Genomic DNA, 23,772 nt, shown 5'->3' with positions numbered 1-23,772 from the left:
AAATAATACATAAATCGTAATATCTGGAATCAGGCCTAATTAATGATTTCACAATATTAAGACTTATACTTTTACGATTTTACACAAAAAATACCTTATGAATCAGACGGAAATTGTCAACATTTTCACAAAAAAAACGCTAGCGCTTACTTTTGTACTTTCGGCAGCTGCCATGGCATTTGCCCAGGAAAAAGCAGGAGTTACGGGAATGATTGTCAACAAAAACAACCAGCCGGTTCCTTACGCTTCTGTGACGTTCAGCAATAAAGCGAACAAGACATTAAGCGATGCTGTATTGACCGATGAAAAAGGACAGTACAAGCTGGAACTGGCTCCTGGAAATTACGACATTACAGTAGAAGCCATCGACTACAAGAAAAGTGTGGTCAATAAAAGCATTGCAGGTCCTGGAAACATTGGAGCTTTATCCATTCAGCCGGAAGCAGCAACAACTCTGGATGGCAAAACCCAGGAAATACAAGGCGTGGTGATCACTGCAGCGGCAACAAAACCTTATAAAGTGGAGCTTGACAAAAGGACTTACGATCCTTCCCAGGATATTGTAAGCAAGGGAGGAAATCTTCAGGATGTGCTTTCCAATGTTCCTTCCGTTTCCGTGGATACTGATGGTACTGTTTCGATGAGAGGAAGCTCCAATGTAAAGTTCCTGATCAACGGGAAGCCTTCTGCCCTTCTTGGGATAGATGATGGTGCCAATGCACTTCAGAGTATTCCTGCAGACCAGATCGAGAAAATTGAAGTAATCACCAACCCTTCTTCTAAGTTCGAGGCTAGCGGTACAGCGGGTATTTTGAATATTATTTTAAAGAAAAGCAAGAAGACCGGTTTTAATGGTAGTGTTATCGGGGCTCTAGGTTATCTTCCCCAAACCAGCCTTAATGCGAATCTTAACTGGAGAAAAGGAAATTTTACATGGTTTCTAAATGGCGGCGGAGGTTACAGAGAATCAAAAAATACCAGTAGAAATGATGATTATTTTAACAATGCTGTATTAAAGGATGATTTGGTACAAAGAAATACCGACTCTGAAACTAAAAGTAAAAATAACAACTATAACGCTTCTGCAGGTATCGTTTATGACATTTCCGAAAAAACCTCAGTAAACGCATCCGGAACCGTAAGAACTTTTGACAGTGAAAATTTCGGAAATATTGATTATCGCTACACTCCTCTTACAAATCCTTTTTATACATCAAACAGAAGTACTTTCGGAACAAACAACAACCTCGCTTTTCAAGGTGATTTCGGACTAGATCATAAATTTGATGATAAAGGACAAAATTTATCGTTATCATTAAGTTTACAGAGAAGCCGATCATACAACGATACTAATATTGATGATACTAATGATAATCTGAAAAATATCATTAATCAAAATACCATCAACAGATCTGTTATTGGTAAGGCTGATTATGAGTTGCCTATTGGTGAATATTCAAAATTAGAAGCAGGATATAGAATTGATATCAATACCAATGATTATAGTAATGATGTTCGTGAGAGCACGACAACAAAGCCATTAGATTTCCTTAAGCCATATACTTATGATGCAACATATAAGGAGACTTTCAATGCTTTTTATTTACAGTTCAAAAGTAAAATCGGAAAATTAGGTTATCAGGTGGGTGTAAGAGATGAATTGTCGAATGTAGACATTAATTACCTAAGCCTTGACCCCAAGAAAAATGTACCTGCAACTACTAAAAATTACAATAACTTATTCCCAAGCGTCTATTTAAGTTATGAATTCGCTAAGGATAATCAGTTGCTATTAAACTACACAAGAAGAATAGACCGCCCAAGATCATTCTTTATGATTCCTAATCCAAGTTATAATGATAACCAAAATATTTTTGACGGAAACATTGATCTTAATCCATCATATGTAGATTCTTTTGAATTTGGGTACAGCATTTCAAAAAAGAAATTCACAATTAACCCTACGCTGTATTACAGACATCAGACTGATGATACAAAAATGTTAGTGTATAATATCTTGGCTACAGATGAAAATGGGGCTATTATTGATCCAAAGCGTATAGAATCTCACTCAAAACCACTTAATCTTGGTACAGATGACCGTTTCGGTTTAGATTTAAACTTCAACTGGGATGCAACAAGCTGGTTGAAATTCTTAGGAAATGTAGATATGTTTGGTTACAATACAAAAGGCAGCACTCTATATGACACCTTTGATAAAGATGGAAACCCTATTCAGGCTGTTGCTGATTTTAATGGTAAAGGTTTTTCAACAAGAGCGAGACTTACTTCAACCATTAAAGTGGATAAAACATTCAGTTTCCAACTACAAGGATTCTATAGAGGAGGCCAGAAAACGGCTTACCAGGATAGAAAAGATATGTATGCCATCAGCTTCGGTGCATCTAAAACAATTTGGAAAGGTGACGGAACTTTAGCGTTTAACGTTCAGGATATTTTCAATACCAGAGCAATGAGATCTACAACATATACAGCAAACAGCGTAAGAGATTCTTATATGCAATGGCAGCCGAGACAGTTCTCAGTTTCCCTGACCTACAGGTTCAAACAGGGTGAGAAGGTAGAACAGCCTAAAAGGAAAAAAGATATCAATTCCAATGCAGCTGGCGACGATCAGCAAGCTCCAATGTAATACACAAAAAATCCCGAAAAATATTTTTCGGGATTTTTTTTATTTTACGGTTTCAGGATGTTCGGATTTTTCCTTTTCAGCTTCATAAATTCTTCTTCTAAGGTCGCTGGTGGAAAACCTGTGATCTCTTTTATTATAAAAGATCTCAATTCCTTTCTCTTCACAATATTTTTTACCGGTGAAATCCCTGTCCATATAATCATCACCAATAATTCTTACATCAATAACAAAAGACTTTAAAATATCTTCAAGATCTTCTTCTGTGTAATATGGGATAATTTCGTCAACAGCATTTACAGCCTTTAACTGAATATATCTTTCTACAATGGTCTGACTCGGTCTGTTCTTATTAGGACGGTCGTGGGAAGGGTCTATCTGCAGTCCTACAATTAAATAATCACATACTGTTTTAGCTTCTTCAAGCATTTTGATGTGCCCTGCATGCAGCAAGTCAAATGATGAAAATGTAATACCTATTTTCTGTGTTTTCATAATAAGTTCAATTAAAATTCCGCTACAACAATTATTCTTTTAGCCAATAAAAGACCAATATTGAGGGAAGGGTTTTATAATTTGTTTTATCTTTTAAATTTAATTAAACAGCTCTTGAATCAAGATACTGCTGCCATTTCCAGACTGTTCTTAAAGATTCCTCTAATGAAGTTTCGGACTTCCAATGAAGTTTTTTTTCAGCCTTATCCGCATTAGCATAAGCAATGGTAATATCCCCTTCTCTCCTGGCGCAGATCTGGTAAGGGACTTTCACATCATTAGCCGTTTCAAATGCTTTCACAACTTCCAGAACAGATGATCCTTTTCCTGTTCCCAGGTTAAATATATCAATTACTGTTTCTTCACTGCTCTGTAACAAGCTCTTAAGTGCACTTACGTGAGCTTTAGCTAGGTCGACAACATAAATATAATCACGAACCGCAGTTCCGTCTTCCGTATCATAGTCATCACCCCAGATATTCAGCTTCTCACGAATTCCTGCAGCAGTTTGAGTAACATATGGAATCAAATTATTAGGAACTCCCAATGGAAGTTCTCCTAATTTTCCTGACGGGTGAGCACCGATTGGATTAAAATATCTTAAAAGAGAAATTCTTCTGTTGTAGGCTTTTGCAAAATCAATCAGAATTTCTTCTCCCATCTGTTTTGTTTTGCCATAAACACTTTCAGGCATTTTCAATGGTGTATTTTCATCAATCGGCATTTTCTCTGCCTGCCCGTACACTGTGCATGAAGAGCTGAAAATAAAATTTGAAATTCCTCTTTCCTTGAATTCCTGAAGAATATTGATCAGCGTGAACAAATTATTTTCGTAATAATCTATCGGCTTTACCTGACTTTCCCCCACCGCTTTGGAAGCTGCAAAATTGATGCATCCTTCAATTGGGTGAGCATCAAATACCTGAGTAAGGAGCTCTCTCCTCTTTAAATCGAAAGGATAAAAAACGGGCTTCTTACCTGTAATTTCTTCGATATTTTTTAAAATAAATCTTTCAGAATTGGATAAATCATCTACAATAACAACATCAAAGCCATTATTGATGAGTTCTACTACCGTGTGGGAACCTATATATCCTAATCCTCCTGTAACAAGTATTGCCATTTTTTTGTTTTAATATTTTTTAATCGTTGTGTTTTCCTATGTTTTCTATTTCGTTTTTTGCTGGAGTATGCTTAAAGTAGTTTATAAGTAATATTGGTGCTATTAAAAACAAAGCAAGACCAAGTAAAAAAGAATATATATACTTCCCCCATATTTCATCATAATTGATATAAAAGCTCAATGATCCCAAAATTATTATCAAAATGCATGTCAAGTTTAAATACATAAACATTTTTTTTGATTCTTTGAAAACGTGTACAAATGTCACAATCAATAATGTAAATACTATAAAGTTTAAAAAATAAATAGGAATTCTAAATTTTATATACTTTTTTACTAATCTATAGTCTTTTAGCAGAACATTAATTACAAATACTCCATAATAAATAATCCAACCTAAAATAAAAATAATTGTAAAAAAATAAGCAAACTTATTCTTTAATATTCTTTCGTCATGAAGCATATTTATTTCATGAATTCCAGCACAGCATCCGAAATATACTTCAGCTGCTCTTCATCCAGTTCCGTATGCATCGGAAGAGAAATTACCTGATCCAAAAGCTTATCTGTATTCACAAAATCTGCATCATTGCTTTCCTGATAATAAGCTTTCTGCTTTCTTAAGGCTACCGGATAATAGATCATCGCAGGAATTTCTTTTTCAGTCAGGAATTTTTGAAGCTCATTACGTTTTCCGTTCAGAATTCTTAAAGTATACTGGTGAAATACATGAGTAGAATATGCTGCTCTTTTTGGAGTTAAAATATTTTCGTTTCCTGCAAAAGCTTCGTCATAATAATCAGCTGCTTTTCTTCTCGCGTCATTGTAAGAATCAAGATTCGGAAGTTTTTTTCTCAAAACTGCAGCCTGAATACTGTCTAATCTTGAGTTCACTCCTACCTCATCGTGATAATACCTCTCGTACATTCCGTGGTTAACGATTCCTCTCAGACGGTGTGCCAGTTCATCATTATTTGTGAAAAGAGCCCCGCCATCTCCATAGCATCCTAAATTTTTGGAAGGGAAAAAAGAAGTAGTTCCCACAGTTGCCATTGTTCCTGCATATTTTTCAGTACCGTCAGTGAATGTATATTGAGCCCCTATAGCCTGTGCATTGTCTTCAATGACATAAAGATTATGTTCTTCGGCAATTTTTAAGATTTCCTCCATATTGGCACACTGCCCGAATATATGCACCGGGATAATTGCCTTTGTTCTTGGCGTAATTGCTTTTTTAATTTCTTCTGTAGAAATGGTGAATGTATCGTAATCTACATCTACCAGCACTGATTTCAGTTTAAGCAGATGAATAACTTCTACTGTAGCAGCAAAAGTGAAATCTGCAGTGATCACTTCATCCCCTTCTTTCAGGTCTAAAGCCATCAGCGCAATCTGCAAAGCATCCGTTCCGTTAGCACACGGGATCACATGCTTTACATCTAAATAAGATTCCAATTCATTCTGGAAAGACTTTACTTCAGGGCCGTTGATAAAAGCCGCAGAATCCATTACATTTAAAACCGCATTGTCTACATCATTCTTTATTTTGTAATACTGACTTTGCAAGTCAACCATCTGAATTTTTTTCATAAATAAATATTTGTGTAAAAATAAGGAATTTAAAATCCTATCAAAAATTTTATTGATTTTGTTTTATCTTTATAAAAAATAACTTCATGAAAAAACTTTTACTCTTTTGTCTTTTAGTGGGTTACTCTACCGTAAATGCGCAGACAGAGCTTGTTTTTGTTTATTTTACGGGCAAACCGAATAAAGCTGCTTTTTATGCAAATCCTCTTTCGGAACTGACTCAAAAATCCCTTAACAGACGTACTTCTCTGGGCATTCCGTTGAATGATCAGGATGCCCCGATTGAACAGTCTTATATCCAGAATCTTCAGAACCTCGGTTTTACGGTTACAGATTATTCCAAATGGCTTAACGGAGCGGCTGTAAATGCAACTCCGACACAAATAACAACTCTACAGGCCCAACTCTATGTATCGTCAGTAGGACGCTTTGCAAGAAACACCAGTTCTGTTCCTAAAACAGCACATCAGGATAAATGGAATTCTTCTTCTGAGACTCAAAAGACCCTGACTGTTTTTGATTATGGTTCGGGTTCTGCACAGATCGACCAAATCAATATAAGACCCCTTCACCTTGCCGGATTTACAGGAACAGGAGTTTCCATTGCAGTTATCGATGCAGGCTTTCCTTATGTAGATACCGGTTCTGCCTTTGAAAGATTAAGGAATAACAATCATATTAAAGCTGTTTACGACTTTGTAACCAAAACAAGCAACGTATACAACCCTTCTATCAGCAATCATGGATCTGCTGTGCTGGGAGCCATCGGAGGCTATATCGAAAACACTTTTGTAGGTTCCGCCCCGGATGCCGATTTCTATCTTTACCGTAGCGAAAATGCGGTTGGTGAAATTCCGGAAGAGGAATTATACTGGATAGAAGCAGCCGAAGAAGCAGACAGAAAAGGGGTAGATATCATCACATCTTCTCTTGGATACAATGTTTTTGACGATTCCCGTTACAGTTACAGCTATTCAGATATGAATGGAACGACTTCTTTCATCGCAAGAGCTGCTGAAATAGCTGCTAATAAAGGAATTTTTGTTCTTGCAGCGGCAGGAAATTCAGGCCAGCAGCCATGGCATTATATTATGACTCCTGCAGACAATGCTAAGGTATTCAGCATAGGATCAGTAGATGATGCAGGAAGTTCTTCAGGATTTTCATCATATGGCCCCAATGCCATTGGTGTGGTAAAACCTGATGGAAGTGCAAGAGGAACCGCATCTGCTACAGTTAACAACAGTACTTTAGTTTCGGTAAACGGAACCTCTATTGCAACGCCCATAGCTGCCGGTGGCGTGGCATGTTTCATCCAGGCTTTTCCTTCCATGAATAGGGAACTGATGAGAACCAAACTGAGAGAGACCGCTTCACTTTATCCGGCTCACACAGATCAGATGGGTTATGGTATTCTTAATTTTGGAAACCTTTATAATCAGGTATTAAATACTTCTGAAATGGTGAAGAAAGAAAAGTTTGCCATTTTCCCGAATCCTGCTAAAAATATTTTGAATGTGGCTTCTGAAAGCGAAATCCTGTCGCTAGAAGTCTATGATAATTTAGGAAAGCTGATCAGAAAAAATAACAGTCAGAAATCTATAAAAGTGGAAGATTTTCCGAAAGGAACTTATTATCTGAAAATCCGGGCGAAGGATCAGCTTTTTTATGAGAAGTTTTTAAAGGAATAGTTATTTGATATTTCTAATCCTGAATTTATTTTCAGCCACAAATAACATAAATGCTACAAGTTCAAATCAATGGAAAGGATTTGCCATTTCATTGTCACACTTAAAAAGTGAAATTATTAAGGCTGAAAGTACAACCTATTCCCTCAATAAACTACCAAAGATGTACCCTTGTCAAGGTTTTAAACCTTGACAAGGATTAATTTTCAATAGGAAAGGGCTTTAGCCCGTTTCACTTTTATCACCAATCAAATTGGCTTTAGCCAAATATTAAAAAAACACCTCCCAAATTGAGAGGCGTTAATATATTTAGTTAAGCTGAGTTTCTGCTCGCGTTAATATTTCCGAATAATGATCTGGTCACCAGCTTTTCGTAGGCTTCTTTATTTCCCTCTCCTTTCTGGATTTTCATCAGCGCATACTGCTGGATACTCAACAGCGGAAGTACGATCTTCTCACGGATTTTCACCGATTTTCTGGACAATGGATCTTCTTCCTGCAACATTTTGAAGCCGGTAAGCTCAAGCATAATGTCTCTTGAAAGTGTATATTCATCAAAAAGAACATTCCAAAATGCACCAAATTTTGGATTATTTTTAATGTAATACGTCAGTGGAAAATAAGATTTGTTCATACTCATCATCGAGTTCAGAACTAAAGTTTTAAAGAAATCGGAACCTTTATACAGCTCTTTTACTTCCTCCAGCCTTCCCTGCTCTTTCATCTGCTGCATGGCAAATCCGAACCCAAAAAATCCGGGAACATTCTGCTTCAGCTGAGACCATGATCCCACAAATGGGATTGCCCTGAGGTCTTCAAATTTCAGTTCAGTGCCATTCCCTCTTTTGGACGGGCGGCTTCCGATATTTGTTTTACCGTAATATTCCAAAGTACTCATCTCCTGGAGATAAGGAACAAACATTGGGTGAGCTTTAAGGTCTGAATATTTTTTGTAACTGATGTCGGCAAGCTCGGCGATCAGTTTTCTTTCTTTTTCTGTAAGATCTTTTTTGGAATTTTTAAAGACATCATTTTCAACTCCGGCAGTAAGAAGCTGCTCAAAATTGTATTTGGCCTGTTCTTTATTTCCGAAAATACTGGTGATCGTCTGTCCCTGGATGGTCAGTTCAATTTTATTGTTGGCAATCGTATTTCCCTGTGATGCATAAAAATCATGGGTCTTCCCTCCTCCTCTTGCCGGAGGACCACCTCTGCCGTCGAAAAACACTACTTTAATTCCATTCTGAACGGAAAGTTTAGTTAAAACTTCTTTCGCCTTATAAATTTCCCAGTTGGCTTTCAGATATCCGCCATCTTTTGTTCCGTCTGAAAAACCAAGCATAATAGTCTGTTGGTTTCCTCTGCTTTCAAGATGTTTTTTATAAACAGGGTTCTGATAAAGCTCTTTCATGACATTTTCAGAATTGGCAAGGCCTTCCATGGTTTCAAAAAGCGGAACAATATCCATTTTAATTTCTTCATCCTGATATCCGCAGATTTTAAAGAATGCATACACATTCATCACATCTTTTACGGCATCGGAATTCGAAATAATATAGCGATTCATTCCTCTCTGCCCATTTAAATTCTGAATCTCGGAAACCTGTGAAACTGTTAGTAAGGTATCTTTAACGATATCTTCAAACTGATCTGCATTAACTTTATGATTGAGCTGGATCAGCTTATCGAATTTTTCTTCTTCACTAGCTTCAATATTACCATAAACTTTTGCAAAAACCTCATCAATAACTTTCTGATGGATTCTGCTGTCCTGGCGAACATCCAACGTTGCAAAATGAGTTCCGAAAATTTTCACACGGTCTCTGAAATTCGCCAGCAGGTCTAAAAACAGGGAATTGTGCTCCTTCACCAGTATTTTTTCCGCTTCGTCTGCTTTTTTCAGAATATCCTCTGCTGTAATTATATTTCCATTGAAGATCGCTCCATACAACTCATCGCTTAATTTGGTCAATACTTCAGAAACTCCTCTGAAGCTTAACCTTCTCCTTATAAATTTTAAATGGCTGTAATAGGATTTCAGAATTGCGGAACGGAGCTCTTCTGCTACTCTTTTGGTAACATCAGCGGTTACAAACGGGTTTCCGTCCCTGTCTCCACCCGGCCAGAAGCCAAGCTGAATAAGATCTTCGTGAAGATGGAAATGACCGTTTCCAAACGTTTTCTTGATTTTGGTAAACAGCTCTCCGATCGTATCGTAATAAACATATCTTAAATAAGAAATAATGCTAAGCGCTTCATCAATTGGAGTCGGCTTTTCTTTATTAACGAAAGGCGTTTTTCCCAACTGCTGCAAAAGCATATCAATCTGGGTAACGGAATCACTGGTAATAGCTCCCCGTAAATCCTGGATAATCCTCTGTACCGAACTTGGATAAAACTGGGTCGGGTGCGCTGTAAAAACTACTTTTACCGTAAAATCCTTCAGTTTTTCACGGACTTTTTCAAGTTTATGGTCCTGGTATGAACGTTCGAACAGATTGGTTACTGTTCCGCTGTCGCTTTCAGAATGAAGGTTTGGAAATGCAGCATCTTCTATGCTGTCAAACAAAACTACCTGTCTTTCTATGTACTGTATGATCTTAAAAAGCAGTTCTATTTTCTGCTCTTCTGTTTGAAGATCTGTATGGTTTTTAAAGAATTCTTCGACAATTTCCTCAGGGGTTTTGCCTTCTTCATATCCGTTTCGGCTTTCCTCGTAAAGGAACGGGAGAAGCATCCCGATATTGGTCATTTTATCATAAGGCAGGCTCATAAATAATGAATTGTAGATCTGGAATTTATTCTCCACGATCTGCCTGAATTTTTCTGCTCGTTGGTCGTGTATCATATAACAAATGTAATGGATTTTGGTTTTAAATTAATTGACAAATGACAAAAAATACTGCTACAGGAACAAAATTATTTTTTGACTACAACTGTTTAATGATTAATTTTACTTTTCACAGAAATTAATCAAGATCTCATGAAAAATATATTCATATTCCTCTTAATGGCTTTTATTTTCACAGGCTGTGGTGAAGATTGCTATAATGCCCCGCAGACGATAGCTTTTAAATTCGTTGATTCTAATGATGAAAATCTAATCACGAACGGAACACTTATTGCCTATTCGATAAAGGACGAAAATCAGGTTGGAATACAATTGACCAAAACATCCGACGATATGATTATTTTAGAAAATGTGGGTGCTTATAATGGGACAAAAAATTATACTTTCCAATCTAATGTTAAAGCTTTTGACTTTTCAATACAGTCTTCAGAATTTAAAGGGGGTTGTGATGGGTATCAGATCAATAAATTAACATTTACAGGGGTTGGTATTGATGTAACAGACGAAAAAGGATATTATAAAATTGTACTTCAATAGATTAAATAGCCTTAATATTATTAAGAATAATAAGTATGAAAATTATTTCGATTGTCTCTTTTCTGATTCCGGGTTTATTACTTTCCCAAAATACAGTTCCCTCCGATTTCAAAAAGATTCCAGATATTCTGGACACCGCTGAATATTTATGTCCGTTCATTGTTCCTGACAAAGACTATGGTTACTGGAGAGTACTTACCAATGATCCTGATCCGGAAAAGGCTGTGATCTACGAAAGCCAGATGCCGGATTTCATGACCATTAATGAGCCTCTTCCTAAGAGAGGTTTTTTCCAGAAATGCATTGGTGAAAAATGTTTCACATATATTCTTGCCTGCAAAAAAGATCGATCCGTGTATTTCTCTAATGAACAGCAACTGAGAGATTTCATCGGAACGGTTGACAATCTTCCGGAAGCTATTCTATTGGCTCAAACCTATGGCTTTAAAATAGATACAAGCAATAAGCTGAGTGGTTCCTATAAAATTGAAGACAGACATATGTATCTGTATGCCTCAAAGTCTAAAGGTTGCCCGGAAATGAAAGAATCTTACTTTATAAAGATCAACAGAAAAACCGGAAAACTGGAATCTACAAGCAAAGGTGTCTATTTTAAAAGTGAGAATTGTAATCAATCCATTTCTCAGTAGAAGTAAGAAAGTAATATCAATATATTTTATATTTAAAATTCTCGCTGATTAAGCAGATTGTACAGATTTTTTTATGTTATAGCTTGGATGAAATCAACTTTGTTGATTCCTGTTTTACAACCTCAAATTATATAAACTCTGCATTAAAACATAACCAAGATCTTTCAGAGCAGGTAAAATTTATATTGTTATTATAAAAGACTTCGATAGGAATTTTAAAATTTCATTAACTCAGTTTTCAACTTGCATTGCTTAAATTTGGATCAAATAAATTTAGAACAATGCTTAATTTCGAATTTAAAAATCCTACAAAAATACTTTTTGGAAAAGGCGAGATCGCTAAAATTTCACGTGAAGTTCCAAAAGATGCCAAAATACTAATGATCTATGGAGGCGGAAGCATCAAAAACAATGGTGTTTACGATCAGGTAAAGGAAGCTCTGAAAGATCATGATTTATATGAATTCGGAGGTGTACCTGCCAATCCGGAATATGAAGTACTGATTAACGCTTTAAGCTTTATCAAAGAAAAAAATATCAACTACCTTCTTGCTGTAGGCGGTGGATCTGTTATTGACGGAACCAAATTCCTTTCTGCCGCTGCCAACTATGCAGGCGAACCTTGGGAAATCCTTAAAAATTCAGTGAGAACATTTGAAGGGGAAGGAATGCCTTTCGGAAGTATTCTTACATTGCCGGCAACAGGCTCTGAAATGAATTCGGGCTATGTCATTTCAAGAAGAGAAACTAATGAGAAATTATCTTCCGGTGGTCCGGGGCTTTTCCCTCAGTTTTCAGTACTGGATCCGGAAGTAATCAGAACAATTCCTAAAAACCAGATTGTGAACGGAATTACCGATGCTTACACCCACGTTCTGGAGCAGTATATGACAGCCCCTTCTTCTGCTGATCTTCAGGAAAGAATTGCAGAAAGCATTCTCATCAGTCTTCAGGAAACGGCTCCAAAAGTTCTGGCTGATGATTTTGATTATGATGCTGCCGGAAACTTTATGTGGTGCTGTACAATGGCTCTGAACGGACTTATCCAGAAAGGGGTAATCACGGATTGGGCTGTACATGCAATGGGACACGAACTGACTGCTTATTTCGGGATCGATCATGCAAGAACTTTAGCCGTTATTGCACCTTCCCATTACCGTTATAATTTTGAAACGAAAAAAGGAAAGCTGGCACAGTATGCTGAAAGAGTTTGGGGAATTAAAGACGGAACCTTAGAGGAAAAAGCAGAACTGGGAATCAAAAAAATGGAAGAATTTTTCCACAGCCTGAATATCAAAACAAAGCTTTCGGAATATACAGAAGATTACAAAGGTACTGCTGAAAGAGTGGAAAAAGCTTTTACAGACAGAAGCTGGTCCGGGCTTGGTGAGTACAAGAAACTGACCCCTCAGGATGCTTATAAGATTGTTGAGATGAGTTATTAGATTTCGGAGTGATAGATTGAAGGTTTGAGAATAAATGAGTGTAGATACGAGTTGCTGTCGATTGAGCGTCTGATATATGATCAAAGACGGAATTTTCGAACCATGATTAATTTCTGCAACCTAAAATCTTCATATTTAGCCTCCTCTTCTATAAAAAAAACGGTTATTTATAAACATTCGTTTAAAAAAGCTTGATTTCATTATAGATATTTCAAATTTATTTATATTTTAGCGTATTCTTAAATTTGTGAAAATGAAAAAACAGCTACTTTTATTTGCCTTTTCAGCTTTGGCGCTAACTTCATGTAAAGATGACAATATTGAAGCCTATGAATTAGAAATGATGAGCGGAGACTGGAAGGTAAGCAAAATAGAAATTATTTCCGGAAAAGACAATAAAACAGTACTTCAGACAGACACTCCGTCTGACTGTCAAGCTAAAGATATTCTGCACTTCAGAAGTGATTATTATACCAGCTATACGTATTACTCTGCCATCGGACTTGAATGCCAGATAAGCGGAAAAACTGAAGGGAAGTTTACGTATACAGAAGAATCTAAGCTGATGAGCATTAAAAATGATAATGATACCGAAAGATGGTACAGAGTGGAAGTCCTTACAAGCCAGGATCTGAAACTGGCCCAACTGTTTGGGACATTTGATCAGAACGGTGACGGTACGGATGATCTCACTTATGTGACCTATAAAAGATAAACACAGACTCTCGATTTTATCGGGAGTTTTTTATTACATTTATCAGATATTTTAAAAATTGATTGCAATGAAGAAGATTCTTTCAGTATTTCTACTGCTGTATTTTACCTTGTCCTTCTCACAGGAAAAAAAGCCGATGTTCTGGCAGGACATTCAGAATTTCAAAAAAGCGGACCAGGAAAATCCTCCGCCAAAAGATGCCATCCTTCTGATAGGAAGCTCTTCTTTTACAAAATGGACAGATGTTGCCAGCTATTTTCCTGACAAAACAATTATTAACAGAGGCTTTGGAGGTTCAAGAATGACGGACCTGAATGATTTTTCCGACGATCTACTGAGCCCTTATCAGCCTAAACAGATCATCATCTACTGCGGTGATAATGATTTTGCAGACAACCATAACCTGAAAGCTAAAGTTGTGGTGAAAAGGTTTAAAACGTTCTATAAAAAGATCCGTGAAAGATTTCCGGATATTGAAGTGGACTATATTTCCATAAAATATTCGCCAAGCCGCGAAATGCTGTGGCCGCAGATGAAAGAAACGAATAAAAAGATTGCCGCTTTCATGAAAAAAGAACCTAATGCAGAATTCATCGATATTACTAAAGCCATGGAAGATTCTAATGGAAATGTAAGAAGAGATCTTTTCGTTGAAGACATGCTTCACATCACCCCGGAAGGCTATGAAATCTGGGCGAGGGTGATGAAACCTTATATGAAATAATACCTGTTATAAACAAAAAAATCCCTTAACGGGATTTTTTTATTTCTTTTTCTTGGATTTCGATACAGATATCGATTTCTGCTGGGCTCTGTTAGCTCCAAATTTCTTCGGCGCTTTCCTTTTGGAAGGTCCTCCCCAGTTTTCTTTTTTGTTTTTATCCTTTTTCTCGTGAAATGCTCCTCCTCCTTCATACAGTTTTACCTGCGCAGGATTTTTCATGATGATCACATCTTCTTCGGAAGCAATTTTCTTAGGATTGATTTTCACCTCTGCAGGGAAATCATTGAACTTAAGATCTTTATCCATTAAGAGCTCAATGTCAAGAACATAAGCTTCTTCTTTTTTAGTCACGAAAGTAATTGCCTTACCGTCTTTATCTGCCCTACCCGTTCTTCCTATTCTGTGGATATACTGCTCAGGAATTTCAGGTGTTTCAAAGTTGATAACGTGGGTAATATCCGAAATATCCAGACCTCTGGCCATTACATCGGTGGTAATCAGTCCTCTGATTTCTTCGTTTTCAAATCTTTTCATGGCCTTAAGCCTGTAGTTCTGAGATTTGTTTGAGTGGATCACATCAAACTGCTCAGGGAAAAGTTCATCAATTTTAGCAAACAGAAGATCAGAGTTCTTCTTATTATTAGTGAAAATCAACACCTTGGACATTTCATCCTCATTATTTTTCAGTAAATGCTCAAGAAGATTGATCTTTGTATTAAAGTTTTCCACTTTGTAACCGGTCTGCTCAATTTTTTCAAGAGGCGTTCCTGATTTGGCCAATGAAATTTCTACCGGACTGGCAAAATACTGATCCAGCATTTCATCTACCGCTTCCGTCATGGTGGCCGAGAAAAGAATGTTCTGTCTCTTCGGCTTCATCATTTCGAAAATATGGGTAAGCTGTGGCCTGAAACCTAAGTTCAGCATCTCATCAAACTCATCAATGATCAGCTTCTGAACTTCTCTCAATGAAATTGCATTGTCAATAGCAAGGTCCATTACCCTTCCCGGAGTTCCTACCAAAATATCACACCCGTCATTAAATAAAAGTTTCTGCGTATTGATATTTTTTCCTCCGTATATTCCGATTACCCTTGCGGTAATATTTTCTGTCAGTTTCTCAACAATTTCAGCTACCTGTACCACCAATTCTCTTGTAGGAACAAGAATCAAAACAGTAGGATTCCCTGTTTTGTTGTATTTCCATGTTTTAAGAACGGGCAGAAGATAGGCCAATGTTTTCCCGGTTCCGGTCTGTGCGATCCCCATCACATCTCTTCCGGAAAGTATAGGGCCAATGCTCTTTTCCTGAATAGGTGTAGGTTCGAATAGTTCCAGATCCGCTAAAACATCAAGAATTTTAACCGGCAGGTCAAAATCCGCAAAAGTGAGTTTTTCCATGGTGCAAAGATAGGTATTTAAATTTAGAGGTTGAGCGTGGGTTGGAGAGTTTGAGGGTAACAGGGTTTGAGGATAGTTTATGGGTGCGGGTTTCGGGTTCCAGGATAAAGGGTGCAGAGCTTAGGTTAATGAATGATGAATTATAACTTCATCACTAATTTCTAACATGAATCTCAAAACTCGTATCCCGAAACCCTGCTTCTTATTTTCTCGTCACTCTAAGTAAAATCACTAAAACCAATATAACAGAAAAAGCAAAGCCTAAAATTGCAACTAAAGACATTTCACCGATCCGTGGACCTGATTCTGAAACAAAAACAATAGCTGTGGCAATAATATTGGCCCCCAGAACCATAGCTAAAATTAAATTGACAATACTGGATTTAATTAGTTGATTGGTTTTTTCAATATTTTTAATTTCGCTGGATACGGTAAATTTATTATCATCCAGCTTCTGAAGCACAGATCTCAGCTCTTTAGGAATTTCATCTACATTATCTGTGAAATTCATCATCCGGTCCATCCCGGTTTTTAAAAGATTTTTTGGCTTGATCTTTTTCGTCAGGATTTTTCTGGTATAAGGATGCAAACTCTTCACAATATCCAGATCGGGATTGATTGTTCTTCCGACACCTTCTATTAAACTAATCCCTTTAAACAGAAGATAAAAATAGTCCGGCATGTAAAGCCTGTTATCCTTCAGAATATCCTTCATTTTATTGATGATCAACTGAACATTAATATCCTGCAGCGATGAGCTGTGAACAAAATTTAAAATATCTTCTACGTCATTTTCAAACCTTCTTTCATCAGGAATTTCGTAACTGACTGCCATTTTTTTGAGATAGCGGACAATTTTATGTGGATTTTTAGCCACAAAACTTACGATCAGACTTTCAAGAATTTCCTTATCATTATGCTGGATTTTTCCTACTGCACCGAAATCTATAAAAACAATTTTGCCATCCTTTTTTACCAAAATATTACCGGCATGCGAATCAGCATGGAAAAATCCGTAATCCAGAATCTGTGAAACAAACAACCTCAAACCTACTTCGGATACTTTTACAGGATCGATATTATGGGCTAAAAGAGAAGCTTTGTCGGTTACCTTAATCCCGTCAATAAACTCCATGCATAGAATATTGTTGTTGGAATATTCTTCATAGATCTTCGGAACATATGTTTCCTTATTATTCTTAAAATTCCGGGCAAAATGCAGAATATTTTCTTTTTCGTTGATCAGAGAAACTTCTTCCAGTAAAGATTTCTCAAAAGTAGAGATCGCCTGTTTCAGATTGAGCTTTTCTCCAATTTCAGAATAAGCAGAAACCAGTTTTTCCAGATCTTTTATGAGAAGCAGATCATCTTCAATAACGGTCTGTACATCAGCTTTTTTGAGTTTGAGAATCACAGGACTTCCATCCATCAAAACCGCTTTATAAACCTGTGCAATAGATGCTGTGGCCAAAGGTTCTTTCTGGATTTCCAGAAAATGGTCTCTGACAGATATATTGAATTCATTTTCCAGAATTTCCTCTACATCCATATCCACCGTATCCACCTTGTCCTGAAGTCTCTGCAACTCCTGGATGAGCTCAGGCGGAAGCAGATCTTCCCTGTTGCTGAAGGTCTGACCAAGCTTTACAAATGTAGGTCCAAGCTCTTCCAGCACCAGTCTGATCCTCTCATATACTGTCCCTTTAGAAATGACCTCATCCGGATCAACAGAAACCGGTTCCTGCTTATTTCCTGTATTCATCCTTGCCAGCATATCTTTAAACCCGTATTTACTGAGTACGGAAATAAGCCTGGCTGATCTTTTCAGTTTTCGTTGCTGCTTGTCAAACATATATTTCTAAATAGTTGGTGCAAATTACTCCAAAAATTGTTCCTATTGCTATTTTAGTTTTCTTTGAACGGCAAATCCTAGGGTTAAACAGATAAAACTCTCTTTTAAATTAAGTTACCGTTTAAGCACTGTTCAGCCAAATGACATTTTGCATCAAACAAATTTTTCAAGCCCAAAATCCATAAAAAAAGCCGCCTGAAATGGCAGCTTATTTTAAACAATATCTTAATAAGTGATTATCCTACTACTTTAACATTGTCTGCTTCAGGTCCTTTTTTACCTTCTTTAATCTCAAATTCTACTGCCTGTCCTTCTTTTAGAGATCTAAGGCCTGAAGACTGAATGGCTGAATGATGGCAAAAAATATCGTTTCCGCCTCCGTCTGGTGTAATAAAACCAAAACCTTTTGTTTCGTTAAACCATTTTACTGTTCCTGTCATTATATTTTATTTAAATTGATCAGTGAAGATAGTAAATTTTAAGAATATCCTCAAAAAAAATATATATTCTTAACTGATTTTTTTCAAATCCCTGGAAATGCTAAAAGAAAAAAAAATTACATTCCTGGTGTTATTTAATGGATTTTTTTATCTTTATACCTATCAAACTAACCTATAAAATATTAAAAAATGAAAAATTTACGTAACAACAAACTTTCAAGGGAGCAATTAAAAGGAATCAATGGAAGTGGTATTATTATCGGAAACTGTTCAAATGAATGTTGTCCTACTGACGGAAGACCAAGATGTCCAAGACTGATCTGCCCTGCCGTGGTATGCCCTCAGTATTTGTAAAAAAAGAATCTATTTTAAGCATAGAGCTGATGAAATTCAGCTCTTCTTACTTCAATTAATGCTAATAAAATATCCTATTCAATTGAATAGGATATTTTTTATTAAAATTATATTTTTCTTATTTAAGATAGGTTTCATACAGATCTTTTCTGCGGTCATTCATTACCTGAACAGAGCCGTTATGATGAAGATCTTTAAGCAGATTCAGATCCACATCTACAATAAGGGTCATTTCTGTATTGGGAGTTGCTTCCCCTTTTATTGCATTGGATGGGAAGGCAAAATCTGAAGGGGTAAATACGGCAGCCTGCCCAAACTGGATATCCATATTATTTACTCCCGGAAGATTCCCTACGCAACCGGCGATAGCAACGTAACATTCATTTTCAATAGCTCTTGCTGCTGCACAGTGCCGTACCCTGATATAAGCATTCTGGGTATCGGTAAGATAAGGTACAAAAAGGATTTTCATGCCCTGATCTGCCAATATTCTCGGCAGCTCGGGAAATTCTACATCATAACAGATGACAAGGCCAATTTTTCCACAGTCGGTATCGAAAACCCGGATCTCATTTCCGCCTTTCATTCCGTAATATTTTCTTTCATTCGGAGTGATGTGGATCTTCCGGTATTCATCGATCCGGCCGTCACGGTGAAGCAGATAACTCACGTTATACAAATCGTTATGATCATGATCAAAAACAGGCATACTTCCGGAAATAATATTGACGTTGTAGCTGATGGCCAGTTCGGAAATTTTATTCTTAATATCCTCACTTAATTTAGCCAGTTCTATCATACTGTCTCTTTCTGAAAGCTTATTGAACGGCGCCAGCAACGGGGTATTGAACAGTTCCGGGAAAAGGACAAAATCGGATTTATAATCGCCCATTACATTGACAAAAAACTCTACCTGCTCATAAAATGCATCGATATTTTTAAAATGTCTCATCTGCCACTGTACAAGTCCTAAACGGATGATGCTGTCCTGCATCGTATTTGGCTTTTTACTGTAGTAGATATTATTCCATTGAAGCAAAACAGCATTTTCCAGTGATGATTCATCTTCGGGAAGATATTTTTTGAGGATCTTGATGGGAAGAAAATTATTGGAAAGCTGGAAAGACAGCACAGGATCGTAAATTTCCTTGTCTCTGACTCTTCTGATGTATTCTCTTGGGGAGAGCTCGTCACTGTATTTATGATAATTCGGGATTCTTCCACCCAAAATGATGGATTTGAGATTAAGCAGTTCACATAATTCTTTTCTGGCATCATACAATCTTCTTCCCAGACGCAGCTCGCGGAATTCGGGGTCTACAAAAACTTCAATCCCATAGAGTACATTTCCTGTGGAAAGATGGGTATTGAAGGTATAATTTCCTGTAATATCGACATAGGTATGATCGTCTCCGAATTCGTCATAATTCACAATAATGGAAAGTGCTACGGCAGCCAGTTTTCCATCTACGGTGATGCAGATCTGACCTTTAGGGAATATTCTGGTGAGCTTTTCGATGCTCTTTTTAGACCAAATAGATTCAGACATCTGCGGATACGCGCGTTTCATTGTTACTACCAGTTCATCATAATCCTGAAGCGTCAGGGCTCTTGTTTCTATTTGCATTTGACATAATTTTACTTAAATTTAGGAAAAAAAAGACAAACCAGTCCATTTAAATGATGAAGAAAGGTTTCAAATACTTAATCATAGGTACAATAAGTATATTATTCCTTGTTTATATATTTCTACCGTTTGCTTCTAACTATATTGGCTGGTATGGTTATAGTAAATGGAAATATAGACACGGAACAGATAATATACAAATGTCTAAAAACAGGAATATTTTTATAAAACAATTGAATTATAAAATTATAGATTCTGCTGGTTTTAAAAATTTCCGTTTTACACCTTATCTTGAAAAGGGATTTAAATATGGTAAGCATTTTTCAGAAGATACCAGAATTATCCAAAACTCTTCCTATCCCTACAATATCTGCTATGAAAGGAATTTAAAAGATTCTATTGTTCTGCGTTTTACTGAGGATAGTGTAAAAAAATTAGACAGTTCTGATGTTGTCTGGGGGTATTCAAAAACTCCCTATTTAAAAGATACTCTAATGCTGATTATTGAAGGGCCACGCGAGCATGCCGGATTAATAAAAATTTGGTAACTGAAATTTTAGGAAAAGAGACAACCTTGCTTATTAATTGCTTTAAATATTTTACTGATCATTTTTTCATTAAAACAGTTTTAACAAAAAATCCCACCCGAAACGGGCAGGATTTATATTATTAATTCAAGTCAAAAAATTACTCCCACTCAATGGTTGCAGGCGGCTTACTTGAAATATCGTAAGCTACTCTGTTGATTCCTCTTACTTCGTTGATGATTCTACTTGAAACAGTATCTAAGAACTCGTAAGGAAGTCTGCTCCATGTTGCCGTCATAAAATCGATGGTGTTGGCAGAACGAACTACTGCTGTGTATTCGTACGTTCTTTCGTCACCCATTACTCCTACTGATTTTACAGGAAGAAGGACTACGAAAGCCTGGGATACTTTTTCATAAAGATCATTTTTGTATAATTCTTCAATGAAAATATCATCAGCTTCCTGAAGGATTTTCACTTTTTCAGCGTCTACAGCTCCCAATACTCTGATTCCTAATCCAGGACCCGGGAAAGGATGTCTGTGTACCAAATGATGCGGAATACCTAGCTCCTCACCTACTTTTCTTACTTCATCTTTGAAAAGCTCTCTTAACGGCTCCAGTAATTCGAATTCCATATCTTCAGGAAGTCCTCCTACGTTGTGGTGTGACTTGATCACTGCAGACGGTCCGTTTACAGACTGGCTTTCAATAACGTCAGGATAAATGGTTCCCTGAGCTAAGAATTTAGCGCCTTCAATTTTATGGGATTCTTCATCAAAAACATGAATAAACTCGTTTCCGATGATCTTTCTTTTCTGTTCAGGATCGTCTACTCCTGCCAGTTTGGTAAGGAATCTTTCTTTAGCATCCACCATTTTAATGTTCATATGGAAATGTTCTCCATAGTTGTCCATTACTTTCTGGCCCTCGTCTTTTCTCAATAAGCCTGTATCAACAAAGATACAAGTCAGCTGATCTCCGATTGCTTTGTGAATTAACACTGCAGCTACAGAAGAATCAACCCCTCCTGAAAGTCCAAGGATTACTCTGCTGTCTCCTACTTTTTCGCGGATCTCTTCAACTGTTTTTTCGATATAATTGGTCAGTTTCCAGTTTTTCTCAGCATTACAAATGGCAAAAACAAAGTTTTCAAGCATTTTTCCGCCTTCTTCTGTGTGAGAAACTTCCGGATGGAACTGAACGCAGTAGATTTTTCTGTCTTCATTGGACATAGAAGCCATTACTCCTGATTTTGCATTCAATTCAAAACCGGCAGGCAATGCTCCTACTTCATCAAAGTGACTCATCCATACGATAGAATTCTGAGTAACTCCTTTGAGTAAAGAACTTTCTTTAATGATATCCAAATGGGCTTTTCCGTACTCTCCTTTTTCACCTTTGTTTACTTTTCCACCTAAAAGATGTGCTGTAAGCTGCATCCCGTAGCAAATTCCCAAAACAGGAATTCCTTGCTCATACAGTTCTTTTTCAACCAGGTGAGCATTTTCTGCGTTCACAGAGCTTGGTCCTCCGGAAAGGATAATTCCTTTGGGTTGTTTTGCTAAAATATCCTGTAAAGGTGTGTTAAAAGGAAGGATTTCAGAATATACACCCATCTCACGGATTCTTCTTCCGATAAGCTGGTTGTACTGTGATCCGAAATCTAATATGATAATACCGTTGTTCATTTTATAAATGATAATTGATGATTGATAAATGATGATTTAAAAGCTTCAGGCAATAAGCCCGAGGCAGTAAGCTTTTTTTATTATAATAGGTCTAAAGCCTATTGCTTACTTAATTGTTTTACAAAAAAAGACTTGGAAATGTTCCAAATCTTTTTTCGTGATTTATTTTAAAACTTTCCGATGTCTTCTCTGTAGAATCCGTAATCGAAATGAATGTGAGCTGCATCTTCGTACACCTTTTTGCGGGCATCGTCGTAAGTAGCTCCGGTAGCTACCACGTTCAGAACACGTCCGCCGTTGGAAACCACTTTGTCGCCTTTTCTTATAGCCCCGGCATAGAGAAGCTTAGAATGTTTCATCTTGTCTTCGCCTACAATTTCGTAGCCTGTTTCGATGTTTCTAGGATAACCTCCTGAACACATCACAAGGCATACTGCTTTTTCGTCTTTAAACTTAAGCTGGATATCTTTTCCATCCATACAGTCCTGGATCACATCAAGAAGATTGTTTTCCATTAATGCCATCAATACCTGAGTTTCAGGATCTCCGAATCTCATGTTGTATTCAAGAAGGTAAGTTCCGTTCTTAGTAACCATTAATCCGAAGAAAATGATTCCTTTAAAGCTGAATCCTTCTCCTTTCAGACCGTTAATGGTAGTTTGTAAGATATTTTTTTCAAAATCAGCATAGTGCTCCTGAGTAAAATCAGGGCTTGGCGCTACAGATCCCATACCACCGGTATTTGGTCCTGTGTCACCGTTTCCTGCTTTTTTGTAATCTTTCGCAGCGATACAAGGGAAAATCTTTTCACCATTTGAGAATGCAATGATTGAAGCTTCAAAACCTTCTAAATATTCTTCAATAACCAGACGGATTCCTGCATCTCCATAAATTCTTCTGATCATGAAGTCGTGGATTGTAGCCTCAGCTTCTTCAATGTTGTCGCAAATAACCACACCTTTTCCGCCTGCAAGACCACTCGCCTTAACCACTAAAGGATACTGCTGTGTCTGAACATATTCTTTAGCGTCATTGTATGAATCAAATACTACAGCTTTAGCTGTTTTGATATCATAGGTCTGCATAAACTTCTTAGAGAAAGCCTTACTTCCTTCCAGGCTTGCTACTTTTTGGTTGGGACCGAAAACTTTAAGATCGTGCTTTTTGAATTCATCCTTCAGACCTGCTACAAGAGGGGCTTCCGGACCTACGATGGTAAGATCTATCTTTTCTTTAATGGCGAAATCTCTTAGTTCTTTGATCTCTGATAAATGAACATTTTTCCCTATTACATCGGTGGTAGCATTACCGTTAGCAAAAAACATTTTAGAAATTCTTGGGTCATTCTGAAGCTTTGCTGCTAAAGCAGATTCTCTACCGCCTTCACCTATGATTAATATTCTCATACTTTAT

Annotated in this window: 19 protein-coding genes; 9 read left to right on the top strand and 10 right to left on the bottom strand. The window is 37.0% G+C overall.

All coding sequences use genetic code 11. The features are described from left to right. Positions 1-97: 97 nt before the first annotated feature. Positions 98-2,653, top strand: coding sequence for a TonB-dependent receptor domain-containing protein (locus LC418_RS08920; protein ID WP_223558812.1), 2,556 nt, complete (start codon positions 98-100; stop codon positions 2,651-2,653). A gap of 39 nt (positions 2,654-2,692) precedes the next feature. On the opposite strand, the gene LC418_RS08915 is transcribed toward LC418_RS08920, so the two are convergent. The 3 genes from LC418_RS08915 to LC418_RS08905 all read right to left on the bottom strand — a co-directional run bounded on the left by LC418_RS08915 (position 2,693) and on the right by LC418_RS08905 (position 5,858). Then, entirely contained in the window at positions 2,693-3,145 is a 453-nt protein-coding gene (locus LC418_RS08915) for an adenylyltransferase/cytidyltransferase family protein (protein ID WP_111957629.1), read from the bottom strand. A 103-nt stretch (positions 3,146-3,248) separates the two neighbouring features. Further along, a complete protein-coding gene (gene galE / locus LC418_RS08910) occupies positions 3,249-4,268 on the bottom strand; it encodes a UDP-glucose 4-epimerase GalE (protein WP_223558811.1) in 1,020 nt (339 codons plus the stop codon). Positions 4,269-4,733: 465 nt separating this feature from the next. After that, positions 4,734-5,858 carry a DegT/DnrJ/EryC1/StrS family aminotransferase gene (locus tag LC418_RS08905; protein WP_223558810.1) on the bottom strand — a complete coding sequence of 375 codons (1,125 nt, stop codon included), beginning with the start codon at positions 5,856-5,858 and terminating at the stop codon, positions 4,734-4,736. A gap of 86 nt (positions 5,859-5,944) precedes the next feature. Here LC418_RS08905 and LC418_RS08900 point away from each other — a divergent pair, with 86 nt between their 5' ends. After that, the gene (locus LC418_RS08900) at positions 5,945-7,549 is read left to right on the top strand and encodes a S8/S53 family peptidase (protein WP_223558809.1); all 1,605 of its coding nucleotides are present in this window, start codon (positions 5,945-5,947) and stop codon (positions 7,547-7,549) included. A 310-nt stretch (positions 7,550-7,859) separates the two neighbouring features. Here the strand turns inward: LC418_RS08900 and LC418_RS08895 are convergent, their stop codons facing one another. Then, complete coding sequence (locus LC418_RS08895; RefSeq protein ID WP_223558808.1) at positions 7,860-10,394, bottom strand: phosphoenolpyruvate carboxylase; 2,535 nt, start codon at positions 10,392-10,394, stop codon at positions 7,860-7,862. A 135-nt stretch (positions 10,395-10,529) separates the two neighbouring features. Here LC418_RS08895 and LC418_RS08890 point away from each other — a divergent pair, with 135 nt between their 5' ends. The 5 genes from LC418_RS08890 to LC418_RS08870 all read left to right on the top strand — a co-directional run bounded on the left by LC418_RS08890 (position 10,530) and on the right by LC418_RS08870 (position 14,468). Further along, on the top strand, positions 10,530-10,934 hold the full coding sequence (locus tag LC418_RS08890) for a hypothetical protein (protein ID WP_111957641.1): 405 nt from the start codon (positions 10,530-10,532) through the stop codon (positions 10,932-10,934). Positions 10,935-10,969: 35 nt separating this feature from the next. Next, positions 10,970-11,584, top strand: a complete 615-nt coding sequence (locus LC418_RS08885; RefSeq protein ID WP_223558807.1) for a hypothetical protein — start codon at positions 10,970-10,972, stop codon at positions 11,582-11,584. A 281-nt stretch (positions 11,585-11,865) separates the two neighbouring features. Next, entirely contained in the window at positions 11,866-13,029 is a 1,164-nt protein-coding gene (locus LC418_RS08880; RefSeq protein ID WP_223558806.1) for an iron-containing alcohol dehydrogenase, read from the top strand. Positions 13,030-13,282: 253 nt separating this feature from the next. Continuing rightward, on the top strand, positions 13,283-13,744 hold the full coding sequence (locus tag LC418_RS08875) for a lipocalin family protein (protein ID WP_111957647.1): 462 nt from the start codon (positions 13,283-13,285) through the stop codon (positions 13,742-13,744). Positions 13,745-13,811: 67 nt separating this feature from the next. Beyond that, on the top strand, positions 13,812-14,468 hold the full coding sequence (locus LC418_RS08870; RefSeq protein ID WP_223558805.1) for a GDSL-type esterase/lipase family protein: 657 nt from the start codon (positions 13,812-13,814) through the stop codon (positions 14,466-14,468). A gap of 39 nt (positions 14,469-14,507) precedes the next feature. Here the strand turns inward: LC418_RS08870 and LC418_RS08865 are convergent, their stop codons facing one another. The 3 genes from LC418_RS08865 to LC418_RS08855 form a co-directional block, all read right to left on the bottom strand. Then, entirely contained in the window at positions 14,508-15,869 is a 1,362-nt protein-coding gene (locus LC418_RS08865; RefSeq protein WP_223558804.1) for a DEAD/DEAH box helicase, read from the bottom strand. A 202-nt stretch (positions 15,870-16,071) separates the two neighbouring features. Then, complete coding sequence (locus tag LC418_RS08860) at positions 16,072-17,721, bottom strand: ABC1 kinase family protein (protein ID WP_223558803.1); 1,650 nt, start codon at positions 17,719-17,721, stop codon at positions 16,072-16,074. A 236-nt stretch (positions 17,722-17,957) separates the two neighbouring features. Further along, positions 17,958-18,161, bottom strand: coding sequence for a cold-shock protein (locus LC418_RS08855; protein ID WP_167409426.1), 204 nt, complete (start codon positions 18,159-18,161; stop codon positions 17,958-17,960). Positions 18,162-18,350: 189 nt separating this feature from the next. Between LC418_RS08855 and LC418_RS08850 the strand changes: the two genes are divergently transcribed. After that, a complete protein-coding gene (locus LC418_RS08850; RefSeq protein ID WP_167409427.1) occupies positions 18,351-18,515 on the top strand; it encodes a hypothetical protein in 165 nt (54 codons plus the stop codon). Between the two features lie 118 nt (positions 18,516-18,633). Here the strand turns inward: LC418_RS08850 and LC418_RS08845 are convergent, their stop codons facing one another. Then, entirely contained in the window at positions 18,634-20,142 is a 1,509-nt protein-coding gene (locus LC418_RS08845; protein ID WP_111957657.1) for a carbon-nitrogen hydrolase family protein, read from the bottom strand. 53 nt (positions 20,143-20,195) lie between these two features. On the opposite strand from LC418_RS08845, the gene LC418_RS08840 reads away from it, so the two are divergent. Continuing rightward, on the top strand, positions 20,196-20,690 hold the full coding sequence (locus tag LC418_RS08840; protein ID WP_223558802.1) for a hypothetical protein: 495 nt from the start codon (positions 20,196-20,198) through the stop codon (positions 20,688-20,690). A gap of 139 nt (positions 20,691-20,829) precedes the next feature. Here LC418_RS08840 and guaA read toward each other — a convergent pair whose 3' ends face one another. Both guaA and purD read right to left on the bottom strand, forming a co-directional pair. After that, the gene (guaA, locus tag LC418_RS08835) at positions 20,830-22,359 is read right to left on the bottom strand and encodes a glutamine-hydrolyzing GMP synthase (protein ID WP_223558801.1); all 1,530 of its coding nucleotides are present in this window, start codon (positions 22,357-22,359) and stop codon (positions 20,830-20,832) included. 167 nt (positions 22,360-22,526) lie between these two features. Continuing rightward, complete coding sequence (gene purD / locus LC418_RS08830) at positions 22,527-23,765, bottom strand: phosphoribosylamine--glycine ligase (protein WP_223558800.1); 1,239 nt, start codon at positions 23,763-23,765, stop codon at positions 22,527-22,529. Between the last annotated feature and the right edge of the window lie 7 nt (positions 23,766-23,772).

It is taken from the genome of Chryseobacterium lathyri (genome assembly GCF_019970085.1).
Lineage (GTDB): Bacteria > Bacteroidota > Bacteroidia > Flavobacteriales > Weeksellaceae > Chryseobacterium > Chryseobacterium lathyri.
This window is presented reverse-complemented; position numbering and strand designations above follow the sequence as displayed.